This is a genomic window from Serratia quinivorans, assembly GCF_052113645.1.
In the GTDB taxonomy this organism is placed as follows: Bacteria; Pseudomonadota; Gammaproteobacteria; order Enterobacterales; family Enterobacteriaceae; genus Serratia; species Serratia quinivorans_B.
Genome location: NZ_JBIEIU010000001.1, coordinates 247,367 through 261,594, shown reverse-complemented (window position 1 = coordinate 261,594; position 14,228 = coordinate 247,367). Strand labels below are relative to the sequence as shown.

The window sequence follows — 14,228 nt, the reverse complement described above, 5'->3', positions numbered from 1 at the left end:
TTCTGGCGCCCTGATTTTTCCCGTAAAAAATTACTTTTGGTCCAGCAAATGGCCCATTTTGGCCGCTTTGGTGGCCAGGTAACGTTCGTTCTTCGGATTGCGGCCCACGATCAACGGCACGCGCTCGGTGATGTTGATACCGGCTTCCGTCAGGATCTCAACCTTTTTCGGGTTGTTGGTCAGTAAACGCACCGCATCCACGCCCAACAGCTTGAACATGTCGGCGCACAGGGTGAAATCGCGCTCATCAGCGGCAAAACCCAGCTGGTGGTTGGCTTCGACGGTATCAGCGCCCTTATCCTGCAGGGCATAAGCACGGATTTTATTCAGCAAACCGATATTACGACCTTCCTGACGGTGGTAGAGCAGGATACCGCGGCCTTCTTCTGCAATATGCTCCAGCGCGGCTTCCAATTGAAAACCGCAGTCGCAGCGCAGGCTGAATAGCGCATCACCGGTCAGACACTCAGAATGTACGCGTGAGAGTACCGGCGTCGCGCCAGAAATATCACCGAACACCAGCGCCAAGTGATCGTGCCCGGTAGCCAGTTCTTCGAATCCTACCATCAGGAAATCGCCCCAAGGTGTTGGCAATTTGGCCTCTGCCACCCGTTTAAGCTGCATGTTGCTCTCCACAAATACATCCGATTCAATCATGGTTGCGCATCCTACGTCCGGCACAGTGAACTGACCAGTATTAAAATACGCAACGACGATCGGCATTTCGTTAATTATCGGCTATTTTGCCATAACTTCTTGCCATGAGGTGCTCAGCAAATCAGCATCCGATGTTTTCAGCCAACTATTATTGCGATAGGTTTTTTATCTGTTTAATTTTTAGAGTGTTATCGATATTACAAGATTGTTACACTGCAAATTGGCTTAAGCAAAGGATAATGGGCATGTTTGAGATAGCGAAACGCACGGCGGCTGGCGCGATAGTGCTGCTGCTGATGCCGCTGGCAGTATGGTTTTCCGGCTGGCAATGGCAACCGGGCGGCGACGGACGGCTACTGAAAGGCTTGTACTGGCTGACCGAAACGGTCACTTCACCCTGGGGGATCCTCACCAGCATCATTCTCAGTGCCTGGTTTCTGTGGTGCCTGCGTTTTCGCATCAAGCCGGCCATTGGCTTGCTGGTGCTGCTCAGCGCGTCGATTCTGATTGGGCAGGGCGTTAAGTCCTTTATCAAGGATCGGGTGCAGGAGCCGCGGCCTTTTGTGGTGTGGCTGGAATCCGCCCATCAGATCGATGAAAAATACTTTTACTCGCTCAAGCGCAAAGAGCGGGGTGCCCTGGTAAAAGAACAACTGCAGGACCAAACGCTGGTGCCAACATGGTTGCGCGAACATTGGCAGTTTGAGACCGGTTTTGCGTTTCCTTCCGGCCATACTATGTTTGCCGCCAGTTGGGCGCTACTGGGCGTGGGGCTGCTGTGGCCACGTCGGCATTACAAGACCGTGGCGGTATTAATGGTTTGGGCCACAGGGGTGATGGGGAGCCGTCTGCTGTTGGGGATGCATTGGCCACGGGATCTGGTGGTGGCGACCTTGATCAGCTGGTTGCTGGTGACCTTGGCTTGTTGGCTGGTGCAACGCTGGTTTGGGCCTTTGACGCCGCCGCCGCAAGAGCAACGGGAAATTGCAGAAAGGACCCTGACGAACAAGCATTAAGTGACTCTGTCACTTGTCGCGGCGCCGGGATGGCGTCGCATTAATCGCTTACATAACCCTTCATTGCAATTCGTATTACTGCCCCCATATCCTTATTAATCCGGTATTTTGAGAAGCTTTCTCATTAATTTGTCCGGGAGTGCCGTTTACTGTCGAATATGCCAGCAGATATATGGTTTTATCGTGCCGCAGGGTTTCCCTGCTACGACGGGAAATGCTAACTTATTAGTTAGGGACGCCACGTATTGGCATAGTTCATCCGATTAACTCGGCATCGCGGGAAAGAATGTGAAATATTTGCTGATTTTTTTGTTGGTTCTGGTGATCTTCGTGATTTCTGTCACGTTGGGCGCGCATAACGATCAGGTCGTGAGTTTTAACTATCTGGTTGCGCAGGGCGACTATCGCGTATCGACCCTGTTGGCGGCGTTGTTTGGCGCCGGTTTTGTTCTCGGCTGGGTCATTTGCGGCCTGTTTTATCTGCGTACCCGCATTGCGCTGGGGCGTGCCGAACGCAAAATCAAAAGGCTGGAACTGCAGCTTGAACAACCTGCTGAGCCGGCAGCTCAGTCCGTTGTCAGCAAGGAATAATCTTCTATGTTAGAGCTGCTGTTTCTGTTGCTGCCCGTGGCTGCCGCGTACGGTTGGTACATGGGGCGCAGAAGTGCTCAACAGGATAAACAACAGGAAGCCAACCGTCTGTCGCGCGAGTACGTGGCCGGGGTTAACTTCCTGCTCTCCAACCAGCAGGATAAAGCGGTCGATTTGTTCCTCGATATGTTGAAAGAGGACAGTAACACCGTCGAGGCCCACCTGACGCTGGGTAACCTGTTCCGTTCGCGTGGCGAAGTCGACCGCGCTATCCGTATCCATCAGGCCCTGATGGAAAGCGCTTCTCTGACCTTCGAACAACGTCTGCTGGCTATCCAACAGCTGGGCCGCGACTACATGGCAGCCGGCATGTACGATCGCGCCGAGGACATGTTTGGCCAACTGGTCGGCGAAGAGGATTTTCGTCTCTCGGCACTCCAGCAACTGTTGGCAATCCATCAGGCCACCAGCGACTGGCTGAAAGCCATCGACGTAGCCGAAAAACTGGTCAAGCTGGGCAAAGACAAACAGCGTGTCGAGATCGCCCATTTTTATTGCGAGCTGGCCCTGCAGGCGATGGGCAGCGACGATCTCGATAAGGCGATGGGCTTGCTGAAACGCGCGGCCTCAGCGGACAAACACTGTGCCCGGGTGTCGATCATGGTGGGGCGCATTTATATGGCCCAGGGGGAGTACGCCAAGGCGGTCGAGTCGCTCACGCGAGTGCTGGACCAGGATAAAGAACTGGTTAGCGAAACCTTGCCAATGCTGCACGAGTGTTACCAACATTTGGAACAGCAGCAGGATTGGGCCGACTTCCTCAAACGTTGTGTAGAAGAAAATACCGGAGCTACCGCCGAATTGATGCTGGCGGAAATTATCGAACAGCATGAAGGGCGCGACGTAGTGCAGGTGTATATCAACCGCCAGTTACAGCGTCATCCGACCATGCGGGTATTTTACCGCTTGATGGATTACCACCTGGCGGATGCGGAAGACGGCCGCGCCAAAGAGAGCCTGTTGCTGCTGCGCGATATGGTTGGCGAGCAAATCCGCACCAAACCGCGTTATCGCTGCCATAAATGCGGATTCACTGCGCACTCCCTTTATTGGCATTGCCCGTCATGCCGAGCCTGGTCATCGGTCAAACCGATCCGCGGGCTGGATGGGCAGTAACGCACAATAAAAAACGGGGCCTAATCCTGACGGCCCCGTTCTGTATTGTGATGACACCGGATTATTTTTTCTTGCCGGCCTTCACATTGCCTTTCAACAGCTGACGCAGTTTCTTCAACTCTTTCTGGTTCAGCGGCTGCTCAATTTCTTCTTCAATCCCCTGATTATCGATTTCGCCATGGTGTGACTCCGCCGATTTTTTCGCGGATTTTTCCGCTTTGGCCGGGAGTTCGAAGCTATTTTCAAGACGTTGACAAACTTCGGCACTCAGAGAAAGTTGGTTATCGGCAGCAATGGCACGAATTTTTTCTTTGAGTTCCAGAGGAATTTTAATGGTTAATGTAGATATCTCGCTCATTTTGAAGCCTTTCTGCGGGAGGATTGCCTTCAAGCTAAGCCACTCGGGGGGGAGAGTCTAGTGTGTAATAAAAATTTAATATTTATGTAACATTTTTGGCGAGGGGGATGACGCGAAATATGACGGGGCAAATGGAAGTAAAGCCCGGCGTGCCGGGCCCTATACCGAAGAACTTATTTATAGATGACTGCGGTGCCGCTCAGCATGTTGTTACCACCGGCAGAAAGGATACGGTAGCTGCTGGCACCCTGGGCATCGGCTTTGGCGGCCAGTTTCGCTTCCAGGCTACTCAGGGTGGTGGCGTGACCGGCGGAGACGACACCTGAAGCGGTCAGGCTGTCGGCCTGCTGCAGATTAACCGGCTCAGCGGCGAAGGTAGCGAAAGAGGTCATGGCGATAGCGGCAGCGGCTGCAAAATATTTGATGCTTTTCATGGGAGACTCCAGTCTGTTTGTTTAGGTTGGAAGCCGTTCGCTTCCGATGTATTGAATAATAAAGCATCCACGGGGATTTAAAATCTGATAATGCTGAGCATCTAATTCAAATTATTTGATTGACTATTTACGCATCTTTACGGCGCTTTACTCAGCCTGAGTTAAGGGCCATCAGGGCTTTATTGACGCTTGATGACGTATCGGGCGATAACATTACTTAAGCGCAGAGCGCGCTGCGGCTGGGATTTCTGTTGGCTGACATGTAGAATGCGGCGGTCAGTTTGGCGGGTTGTTACCTATTTATGTCCATTTTACAGAAGGTAGAAGAAATGAAGTCTGAAAATAACATCAATAACAATGACTTAAAATCATCTCCGATCATCGTTGCGCTGGATTACGCCGATATTGGCGCGGCGCTGGCATTTGCCGATCGTATTGATCCGCAGGACTGCCGGTTAAAAGTGGGCAAGGAAATGTTCACCCTGTTCGGACCGCAGCTGGTGCGCGATTTGCACGACCGGGGTTTCGACGTATTCCTGGATTTGAAATTCCACGACATTCCCAATACCACCGCCCGTGCCGTTGCGGCGGCGGCCGAGCTGGGCGTATGGATGGTTAACGTTCATGCCAGCGGCGGTGCGCGCATGATGACCGCAGCCAAAGAGGCGTTACTGCCTTATGGCGCGCAGGCACCTTTGCTGATTGCCGTTACCGTGCTCACCAGCATGGAGGCGGAGGATCTGCGCGGTATCGGTATCGATCTGTCTCCTGCCGAGCAGGCTGAGCGACTGGCACGCCTGACAGCTGATTGTGGGCTGGATGGCGTGGTTTGTTCGGCGCACGAAGCTCAGCGTCTCAAAGCGGCCTGCGGTCAAGCATTCCAATTGGTGACGCCGGGCATCCGTCCAGCAGGCAGCGACGCCGGCGATCAGCGTCGCATCATGACGCCAGTGCAGGCGCAAGCGGCGGGCGTTGACTATATGGTGATTGGGCGCCCGATCACCCAATCCGCCGATCCTGCCGCCACGCTAAGCGCGATCCGCGCTTCACTGGCTTAAGGGGGCAACAATGAGTAACGATAACAGCCGGCTGGTTTACTCCACCGACAGTGGGCGTATCAAGCAGGAAGAGGCTAAACCGCAGCGCGACAAGGGCGACGGCATCGTTCGCATTCAGCGTCAGACCAGCGGGCGTAAGGGCAAGGGCGTTTGTCTGATCACCGGTGTCGATCTGGACGATGCGGCGCTGGAAAAACTGGCGGCGGAGCTTAAGAAGAAGTGCGGCTGTGGCGGTTCGGTCAAGGAGGGGGTGATCGAGATCCAGGGCGATAAGCGAGATTTGCTGAAACAGCTGTTGGAAGCCAAAGGGATGAAGGTCAAACTGGCGGGCGGTTAATCGTCTAAGCGAAGTGCCATGCCGCGGTGCAATACTGCGGCATGGCCTGGATACTGCTGCCGGGCGTTAACCCGTTGAGGGCAATGAGCCATCGATGAAAGGTAAAACAGACCTGAAATAATCTTTATTATGGTTAATACGTCAAAGCGAAAACGCTTTTGCCAGCCTGTCGGCAGAGGTATCTGGAAACTGGCCGCTCAGGTTATTTACCGACCTGATGACCAATGATGCCCCCAACCGCGGCTCCGCCGAGCGTACCCAGTGCGCTACCATCGGTCAACACCGCGCCGCCTACAGCCCCCGCACCGGCACCGATGGCGGTGTTACGGTCGCGTTTGGACATGTTGGAACAAGCGCTGAGTGAAAACGCCAGAGTAAGCGCCAGAGCGGCGGTGGCGAAACGTTTATTGATAATCATCATGATAACTTCTCCTTAGCATTGGCTATATGGGAGTGCCCATTAAGTATAGGCATGAACCCTGAATTCGGCCTGCTAGTGGCTCCCATTAGTATTGATATAAAAAATGGCATTTTTTGTTAAAGGCAGAATAATTGAAACGCTAAAAGCGCTCTCTCTGCCAATATTCACTATAAGCGTCTGTCAGGCGATAAACAGGTAAATAGTCTTAAAGTCCATTCCCCGTCTTTAGTCCGCCATTTAACACCCAACACGCAGATTGCCGTTTCCAGCAGAAGACTACGCGGTCTTTAGCGATTTACGCCATACCACCCCCGAGCCGGCCTGCCGACAATATTCTCAACAGGCTTAACCGGGAAAGATGCATGCTTAACGATCTCAAACAGCAGGTTTTGGAGGCTAATCTGGCGCTGCCGCGCCATAATCTGGTGACCTTCACCTGGGGCAATGTCAGCGCTGTCGACCGTCGCGAGGGCCTGATGGTGATCAAACCTTCGGGGGTGGAATACGGGGTGATGACCCGTGACGATATGGTGGTGCTGGAGCTGGAAAGTGGCAAGGTCGTGGAGGGGGATAAAAAACCTTCTTCAGACAGTGATACCCACCGGGTGTTGTACCTGGAGTTTGCTGCGGCCGGGGGCATTGTGCATACCCATTCGCGGCATGCCACCATCTGGGCGCAGGCGGGGCAGGATATTCCGGCATGGGGCACCACGCACGCCGATTATTTCTACGGCGATATACCCTGTACCCGGCAGATGCGGGATGAAGAAATTAATGGCCGCTATGAATGGGAGACCGGCAGGGTGATTGTCGAAACCTTTGCCGAGCGTCGGTTGGATCCGGCTGCGGTTCCGGGCGTGCTGGTGCATACTCACGGTCCCTTTACCTGGGGCAAGGATGCGGAAAATGCGGTACACAATGCGGTGGTGCTGGAAGAGATTGCCTACATGGGGATTTTTTCGCGCCAACTGACGCCGGGCCTGGCAAATATGCAGCAAACCTTGCTGGACAAACACTACCTGCGCAAGCACGGCAAAAACGCCTACTACGGCCAGTGATCTTCAGAAGGGCCGCCAGTCCCAGTCGGCGGCTCTCCATTTTTCCTACGCCTAATCGTTCACCATATCCAACTGTATCCCCTGGCGCTTCAACAGGTGTTGATACTCCAGCGACAGTCGCGAATCGGTGATCACCCGCTGAACCTTGCCCTGCTGAGCCAACGGATTGGGTTGAATTTGACCAAATTTCGAGGAGTCGGTCAGAACAATATTTTCTACGCCCTTCGCCAGTACCGCATTGACCACGTCGGCGCGCATCATATCGCGGCCGGTGAAGCCGGTATCCGCGTGGTAACCATCAACGCCGATAAATGCCTTGCTGAAATGCACCTGCTGAATGCACTGGCGGGTTAACGGCCCGACCACGGTTTCGCTTTTTTTCTGGTACATGCCGCCCAGTATGATCACCTCGCAATCCGTCTCTTTCAGCAGGTTGGCGATATAGTGGCTGACGGTGATCAGCGTGATGCGTTTACGCTCGGCGATATAGCGGGCCAGCAAGGCGTTGGCACTGCCGCTTTCGATAAAAATGGTTTCATCGTCGTTAACCAGCGAAGCGGCATACTGCGCCAACTTTTGTTTGAGCGTGAAGTTGGACATCATGCGCGCATCGACGTCGTCGCTTTCTAACGCCAGCGCGGAGCCATGCACCCGCTTCAGATAGCTGCGCTTCTCCAGCAGGTTCAAATCCTGGCGGATAGTCACCTCTGACACGCCGGTTGCCGCGGCCAAATCGCTGACGCTGATGCGCCGGCGATCGTTGACCAATTGCAGTATTGTCTGTTGTCTTGAATTCATATCAGCCTGATGTGCGGCCACCAATGTGCGGCCGCTAATATTTATTGTTTAAATAGTATGTTCTGTTCGCGCAATAATATCATCCTGCGCGTCAGGGGATAATGCGGTAAAGAAAGCGGAATATCCAGCAACGCGGACCACTAAATCACGATATTGGTCAGGATGTTGCTTCGCTTGCAGCAGCGTTTCCCGTGACACTATGTTGTATTGTACGTGCCAGCCCCGGTAAGCCTCAAAAAAGGTGCGCAGCATCAACATCAGCTTTTCGCGGTCGCGCGGATCCTCCAGCGTCGCCGGGTTCAGCTTCTGGTTCAGCAGCACGCCGCCAAGAATGGACGCGGTTGGCAACTTGGACAGCGAGTTGAACACCGCCGTGGGCCCCAGATGATCGGTACCGGAGGCCGGGCTGGCACCCTCTGCCAGCGGTGTATGCGCTTTGCGTCCGTCCGGTGTGGCCTGGGTGGCGGCACCGAAGGGCACATTGGCCGAAATGGACGAGGTGCCGGCGTAGTAGGTTCCGCCAATCGGGCCGCGGCCAAAGCGGGTGTTGTGGTACTGCTTCAGCTCATCGATGTAGGTCTGATAAGCGCGCACCAGCAGTTGATCAACCTCATCCACGTCGTTGCCGTATTTGGGCGCGGCATTGAGCAGCCGCTGGCGTAACTGTTCGCCGCTCAGCCCGTCGAAATCATTCTCCAACGCGGCCGCCAATTGCTGTTGGCCGATCACGCCCTGTTCGAAGACCAGCTTGCGCACCGCCGCCAGGCTATTACCCAGGTTGGCAATACCGACCTGCAGGCCCGAAACCCAATCGTATTTTGCGCCACCTTGCTTGATGCTTTTGCCACGTTCGATGCAATCGTCAACCAGTGCCGAGCAAAGGATGTCGTGAGCGTTTTCTTCCAGCACGGTATCGACCACACACTCAATTTCAATCGACTTGCGGGTGTAATAGCGGATCTGGTTGTCCCAGGCGCCCAGCACCTGGTCGAAATCGCTGAAGTTGCCTTGTGACAACGCCAGCGTCTGCGGCAGGAAAACGTTGCCGGAGGTGGCGTCACGTCCCTGTTCCAACGCTGCCAGCATTACGCGGGCGAAGTTGATAAAGCTCATGCCGGTACAGCGATAGCCCCATTTCCCGCCGACGGCGGTTTCGATGCAGCCGATCGCCGCATAGTCATAGGCGTCCTGGGGGTCCACCCCCAGCTTGATAAACTCGGGAATGACGATCTCATCGTTGTTGAAGGCCGGCATGCCGAACCCGCAGCGGATCACCTGCACACAGGCGTCGAGGAAGTCGCTGCTCATCCCGGCATGGTAACGTACGCTGAGATTGGGCTGGGTGGAACGCAAGCGCCCGCAGGACTCGAGAATGGTGTAGGACAAGGGGTTAACCGCATCGCAGGGTTTGCCGTCAATCAGTTGCTGACCGCCAATAGTGACGTTTTGATACAGTGGACTGCCGGCCGAAGCCTTGGAGTGCGAGCCGGAACGGATCTTGTTGATCTCCAGCAGTTTCAGCCAGCAACTGTGCAGCAATTCAATGGCGCGCTCACGTGGCAGAGTGTGTTCCAGCTCTACGTCACGCCGGTACCAGGGGTAAAGATATTGGTCGAGGCGGCCAAAGGACACCGAATGGCCGTTGGATTCAATCTGCAGCGTCAACTGAATGAAATAGCACAATTGCAGGGCCTGCCAAAAGGTCTGCGGTGGCTGGTGGGCAATCAACTCGCAATTTTGCGCGATGGCCTGCAGCTCCTCACTCCGCCAGACGCGACTTTCGGTTTGCGCCATCTCGCGTGCCAACTGTGCAAAGCGCAAGATATGCGCGCTCAATGCCTCCAGGGTCAAATCAATGGCCTTCAGGAATTGTTCCTGATGCAATTCCTCCCAGTCGGTAAGCCGGAGACGGCTGCGACGCTCATCCACTTTTTCGCGCAGTCCGTCGAGGCCTTTTTCCAGCAACAGCGGGAAATTTACCGCAAGGTGGGCATCCCCCGAGGTCATATTGCCTTCGGCCTTGATGATGCCGGTGGCCAGCAGAGCCTTTTGTTCATCGGTAAACATGCCGTAGCAGCGATCCTGCACCGTCTGGCCGCGCCACCAAGGGCATATCCGGTGCAGAATGGCCTTATTCTCCTCGCTGACGGAGAAACCGGCACCAGGGCGATCGGCCAACTGGTCAATTTCGTCTTCGATCCAACTGACGGTATATTCCGGGAAAATCGGCGCGGCGCGCAATTCGCTGGCCTGGTTGCCGATAATCAACTCATCGTTATCGATTCGCAGGGTACGCTTAGCCAGATGGTTGGCCAATGCCAACGCCCGGCGTACCGGCAAGGGTTTGTCCTGATGCTGCTGATAGGCTTCGGTATAGTGCTGGGCGCGCTCGGTGCAAACCGGCGGTTTGACAATATGGATCAGCGTGTTCTTGTGGGCTTGGGTGCGTTCGGTCAGGGTGGTCAGATCCAGCGTAGTCATGATGTTATCCTCGCAAAATGGCGGTCAGCCCTTTGGCCTCGGCGTACTGCTCGGCATAGGCCAGCAGGTCGGGGGCATCCAGTGGGGCGCGGGCAGCGTGATAAGGTTCGCCGAGCAGGTGATATTTGTTGATGCCCAGCGTGTGGTACGGCAAAAAATGAATCTCTGTGACGCCGGCCTCATCGGCGGCGAAATCGACAATCGCGCGGATTGAGCGACGATCGGCGTTAAAGTCCGGTATCAGCGGCACACGCACGGTCGTTTGGGTGCCGTGCGCGGCCAGGCGGCGGAAGTTATCCATCACTCGTTTGGCGGAGCCGCCGGTCCACTGCTTGAAGCGCCGTTCATCGACGTGTTTCAGGTCCGCCAGCATCAGGTCAAGCCAGGGCAGCGAAGGCGCTATGTAGGACCAGGGGGTATGCAGGCAAGATTCCACGGCGGTATGAATACCGGCCTCGCGACCGCGCTTCAACAGCTCCGCCGCCACCGTCGGTTGCATGAAAGGTTCACCGCCGGACAGCGTCAGTCCTCCGCCGCTGCGCAGATAAAAAGGGCGGTCGCGCAGCACTTCAGCCATGATATCGTCGATATTGACCGCGCTGCCGCACAGGCTGAGTGCGCCGGTTGGGCAACGGGCAGCCAATGCGGCATAATCATCGTGGCTGAGTAAGTCGCGCTGGATCACCAGCTTGTCGTCTGTCCGCCGAATCGCCTGCGAATGGCCTTCAGCGCACAGCGTGCAGCCGCCCAGGCATAAACGCGGGTCGAACAGCAGGTCTGGCTGTCGCGAACGGCTTTCCGGATTTTGGCACCAGAGGCAGCCCAGCGAGCAGCCCTTCAGGAACACCACGCTGCGGATGCCTGGGCCATCATGGGTGGAATAGCGCTGCAGATTGAAAATCACGAGTCACCTGTCATTCGGTTGCTTTACTTTTGCCATTAAAGTTGTTTCGAATGAAAGTTGATTTGATTTCGATCAAATATAGACGCGTTGCATGTTCCTACTATGATGAGAGTTTGAATTCGCCCACAGAAGATTCAGGAGTCCGTAATGGAGCTTTATCTCGATACCGCTGATGTGAACGCAGTAAAACGTCTGGCACGCATCCTGCCGTTACACGGTGTGACCACCAATCCGAGCATTGTCGCCAAAGAGGGCAAACCTATTTGGGAAGTGCTACCGGCGCTGCGCGACGCGCTGGGCGGTACCGGCAAGCTGTTTGCTCAGGTGATGGCCAACGATGCAGAACGTATGGTGGCGGAAGCGGCGTTGCTTCATCAGCGGGTGCCCGGGCTGGTGGTTAAGATCCCGGCGACCGCCGAAGGGCTGGCGGCGATTAAAAAATTGAAAACGATGTCGATCCCCACGCTGGGGACGGCGGTCTATGGCGCGGGTCAGGGGTTATTGGCGGCCTTGGCCGGGGCAGAATACGTGGCCCCTTATGTTAATCGTCTGGATGCACAGGGCGGCGACGGCATTGAAATGGTCCACGAGCTGCAGCAATTGCTGACGCTGCATGCACCGGGTGCCCGGGTGCTGGCCGCCAGTTTCAAAACGCCGCGTCAGGCGCTGGAGTGCTTGCTGGCGGGTTGCCAGGCCATCACCTTACCGGTCGACGTGGCCGAACAGTTCCTCGCGGCACCGGCGGTTCAGGCGGCGGTAGAAAAGTTCGAGCAGGATTGGCAGGGGGCGTTCGGCACTAATCTGCTGAACTGAGAGCCGCATAAGCAAAGAAAAGGGCGCCGCAGCGCCCTGATTATAACTACCTGAATTTAAACATTATCACGCAGGACGATCGGCGACTCCTGCGCCGTAGGTTGACTGGCATTCAGCGCACGACGGATCACAAAGAAGGCGGAAACCAGCATGGTGACCGCCACCAGCATAAAGAACGCGCACAGTGCGGCGTTAATCTGGTTACTGAAAACGATGGTTTCCATATCCTTCAGCGTCTTGGCCGGCGCAATCAGCGTACCTTGCTCAATACCGGTAGAGAATTTCTTCGCCTGCGCCAGGAAACCAATGCTCGGCTTCTCGTGGAAGATTTTCTGCCAACCGGCGGTCATTGAGGTAATAAACAGCCAGACGGTCGGCACTATGGTCACCCAGGCGTAACGCTGTTTTTTCATTTTGAACAGCACGACGGTACCGAGGATCAAGGCCATCGAGGCCAACATCTGGTTGCCGATACCGAACAGCGGCCACAGCGTATTGATGCCACCGAGCGGATCGACCACCCCCTGATAGACAAAGAAGCCCCAGCCGGCGACGGCCACGGTGGTGCCCGCCAGATTACCGAACCACGAACGGTTGTTGGCCAAACGCGGGATTGCCACGCCGACCAGATCCTGCACCATAAAGCGGCAGGCGCGGGTCCCGGCGTCGACGGCGGTCAGAATAAACAGCGCCTCGAACAGAATGGCGAAGTGGTACCAAAATGCCATCATCGCGCGGCTGTTAAACACCTCGGTAATGATGTGAGCCATGCCCACCGCAAAGGTTGGTGCGCCACCGGCACGCGACAGGATGGAATGCTCCCCGACGTCCTTGGCAATCATCGTCAGGGTTTCCGGGGTGATCATAAAGCCCCAGCTGTTGATCACCTGCGAGGCATTTTCCACCGTGGTGCCGATCAGTGCCGCCGGGGAGTTCATGGCGAAGTAAACGCCCGGGTCAATGACCGAGGCACAGATCAACGCCATGATGGCCACGAAGGACTCCATCAGCATGGCGCCGTAGCCGATAAAGCGGATATGGCTCTCACGTTCCACCAGCTTCGGCGTTGTGCCGCTGGAAACCAACGCATGGAAGCCTGAAATCGAGCCACAGGCGATAGTGATAAACAGGAACGGGAACAGCGAACCGGCAAACACCGGGCCGCTGCCGTCGATAAAGCGCGATACCGCCGGCATTTTCATTTCCGGCATGGCGAAGACGATACCTACCGCCAGCCCGATAATGACGCCAATCTTCATAAAGGTGGACAGATAGTCACGCGGCGCCAGCAGCAGCCACACCGGTAACACCGATGCGACGAAACCGTAAATCACCAACACCCAGGTCAGGGTGGTGCCGTGCAGCGTGAAGAACGGCCCCCAATAGGGGTCTTGCGCCACGTTGCCGCCGTAGATGATCGCCAGCAGCATCAACACAAAACCGACCACCGAGATTTCTGCGATTTTACCCGGCCGGATAAAACGCATGTAGACGCCCATAAACAGCGCGATAGGGATGGTGGCGGCGATGGTGAACAGGCCCCACGGGCTGTCGGCCAAGGCTTTAACCACCACCAGTGCCAGTGCGGACAAAATGATAATCATCACGCCCAGCGCGCCCAGCATGGTGATCACACCGGCAAAGGCTCCGAGTTCCTGCTTGGCCATTTCACCCAGCGAACGGCCGTCGCGGCGGGTCGAAATGAACAGGATCAGGAAGTCCTGCACCGCACCGGCCAACATCACCCCGACCAGGATCCAGATGGTGCCGGGCAGAAAGCCCATTTGCGCCGCCAGAATAGGGCCCACCAGCGGTCCTGCACCCGCGATGGCGGCAAAGTGGTGGCCAAACAACACCCACTTGTTGGTAGGAACATAGTCCAACCCGTCATTGCGACGTTCTGCCGGCGTCATGCGGCGGTCGTCGAGCTCAAAGACTTTCTTGGCGATAAACAGGCTGTAGAAGCGATAAGCGATGCTGTAACAGGCGACCGCCGCCACCACCAACCAGACCGCATTGACATGTTCCCCACGGCTTAGCGCCAGCATGGCGAAGGCGAATGCGCCGACCAACGCCACCGCCAGCCAGATGATCCCGGACTTGACGTTTTTCATGTTCAACGACTC

At 55.8% G+C, this 14,228-nt stretch carries 15 protein-coding genes; 7 read left to right on the top strand and 8 right to left on the bottom strand.

Annotated features, from left to right (window positions below; genetic code table 11):
• Positions 1-30: 30 nt before the first annotated feature.
• Complete coding sequence (gene ribA, locus ACGS9J_RS01150; protein ID WP_041415420.1) at positions 31-624, bottom strand: GTP cyclohydrolase II; 594 nt, start codon at positions 622-624, stop codon at positions 31-33.
• A gap of 278 nt (positions 625-902) precedes the next feature.
• Between ribA and pgpB the strand changes: the two genes are divergently transcribed.
• From pgpB to lapB, 3 genes are all read left to right on the top strand, one after another.
• Positions 903-1,673 carry a phosphatidylglycerophosphatase B gene (gene pgpB, locus ACGS9J_RS01145; RefSeq protein WP_442229280.1) on the top strand — a complete coding sequence of 257 codons (771 nt, stop codon included), beginning with the start codon at positions 903-905 and terminating at the stop codon, positions 1,671-1,673.
• A gap of 288 nt (positions 1,674-1,961) precedes the next feature.
• A complete protein-coding gene (locus ACGS9J_RS01140) occupies positions 1,962-2,264 on the top strand; it encodes a LapA family protein (RefSeq protein ID WP_020827127.1) in 303 nt (100 codons plus the stop codon).
• Positions 2,265-2,270: 6 nt separating this feature from the next.
• A complete protein-coding gene (lapB, locus tag ACGS9J_RS01135) occupies positions 2,271-3,440 on the top strand; it encodes a lipopolysaccharide assembly protein LapB (RefSeq protein WP_442229279.1) in 1,170 nt (389 codons plus the stop codon).
• Positions 3,441-3,501: 61 nt separating this feature from the next.
• Here lapB and ACGS9J_RS01130 read toward each other — a convergent pair whose 3' ends face one another.
• Entirely contained in the window at positions 3,502-3,798 is a 297-nt protein-coding gene (locus ACGS9J_RS01130) for an Arc family DNA-binding protein (protein ID WP_442229278.1), read from the bottom strand.
• Positions 3,799-3,971: 173 nt separating this feature from the next.
• Entirely contained in the window at positions 3,972-4,232 is a 261-nt protein-coding gene (gene bhsA, locus ACGS9J_RS01125; RefSeq protein WP_442229277.1) for a multiple stress resistance protein BhsA, read from the bottom strand.
• Between the two features lie 329 nt (positions 4,233-4,561).
• On the opposite strand from bhsA, the gene pyrF reads away from it, so the two are divergent.
• Both pyrF and yciH read left to right on the top strand, forming a co-directional pair.
• Positions 4,562-5,290 carry an orotidine-5'-phosphate decarboxylase gene (pyrF, locus tag ACGS9J_RS01120; RefSeq protein WP_442229276.1) on the top strand — a complete coding sequence of 243 codons (729 nt, stop codon included), beginning with the start codon at positions 4,562-4,564 and terminating at the stop codon, positions 5,288-5,290.
• A gap of 10 nt (positions 5,291-5,300) precedes the next feature.
• Positions 5,301-5,627 carry a stress response translation initiation inhibitor YciH gene (yciH, locus tag ACGS9J_RS01115; RefSeq protein ID WP_442229275.1) on the top strand — a complete coding sequence of 109 codons (327 nt, stop codon included), beginning with the start codon at positions 5,301-5,303 and terminating at the stop codon, positions 5,625-5,627.
• Positions 5,628-5,829: 202 nt separating this feature from the next.
• Here yciH and osmB read toward each other — a convergent pair whose 3' ends face one another.
• Positions 5,830-6,048 (bottom strand): osmotically-inducible lipoprotein OsmB, encoded by a 219-nt coding sequence (gene osmB, locus ACGS9J_RS01110; protein WP_004945176.1) that lies wholly within the window; start codon positions 6,046-6,048, stop codon positions 5,830-5,832.
• 362 nt (positions 6,049-6,410) lie between these two features.
• Here osmB and araD point away from each other — a divergent pair, with 362 nt between their 5' ends.
• On the top strand, positions 6,411-7,106 hold the full coding sequence (gene araD, locus ACGS9J_RS01105; protein WP_442229274.1) for an L-ribulose-5-phosphate 4-epimerase: 696 nt from the start codon (positions 6,411-6,413) through the stop codon (positions 7,104-7,106).
• Between the two features lie 51 nt (positions 7,107-7,157).
• On the opposite strand, the gene ACGS9J_RS01100 is transcribed toward araD, so the two are convergent.
• The 3 genes from ACGS9J_RS01100 to ACGS9J_RS01090 are packed head-to-tail and all read right to left on the bottom strand — an operon-like array spanning position 7,158 to position 11,289.
• Complete coding sequence (locus tag ACGS9J_RS01100) at positions 7,158-7,904, bottom strand: DeoR family transcriptional regulator (RefSeq protein WP_442229273.1); 747 nt, start codon at positions 7,902-7,904, stop codon at positions 7,158-7,160.
• 48 nt (positions 7,905-7,952) lie between these two features.
• Complete coding sequence (locus ACGS9J_RS01095; RefSeq protein ID WP_442229272.1) at positions 7,953-10,385, bottom strand: formate C-acetyltransferase/glycerol dehydratase family glycyl radical enzyme; 2,433 nt, start codon at positions 10,383-10,385, stop codon at positions 7,953-7,955.
• Positions 10,386-10,389: 4 nt separating this feature from the next.
• Positions 10,390-11,289: a glycyl-radical enzyme activating protein gene (locus ACGS9J_RS01090; protein WP_442229271.1), complete on the bottom strand. Its 900-nt coding sequence runs from the start codon at positions 11,287-11,289 to the stop codon at positions 10,390-10,392.
• A gap of 147 nt (positions 11,290-11,436) precedes the next feature.
• Here ACGS9J_RS01090 and fsa point away from each other — a divergent pair, with 147 nt between their 5' ends.
• Positions 11,437-12,102, top strand: a complete 666-nt coding sequence (gene fsa / locus ACGS9J_RS01085) for a fructose-6-phosphate aldolase (RefSeq protein WP_442229270.1) — start codon at positions 11,437-11,439, stop codon at positions 12,100-12,102.
• A gap of 56 nt (positions 12,103-12,158) precedes the next feature.
• Here fsa and ACGS9J_RS01080 read toward each other — a convergent pair whose 3' ends face one another.
• Positions 12,159-14,216, bottom strand: a complete 2,058-nt coding sequence (locus tag ACGS9J_RS01080; RefSeq protein ID WP_442229269.1) for a carbon starvation CstA family protein — start codon at positions 14,214-14,216, stop codon at positions 12,159-12,161.
• Positions 14,217-14,228 lie beyond the last annotated feature (12 nt).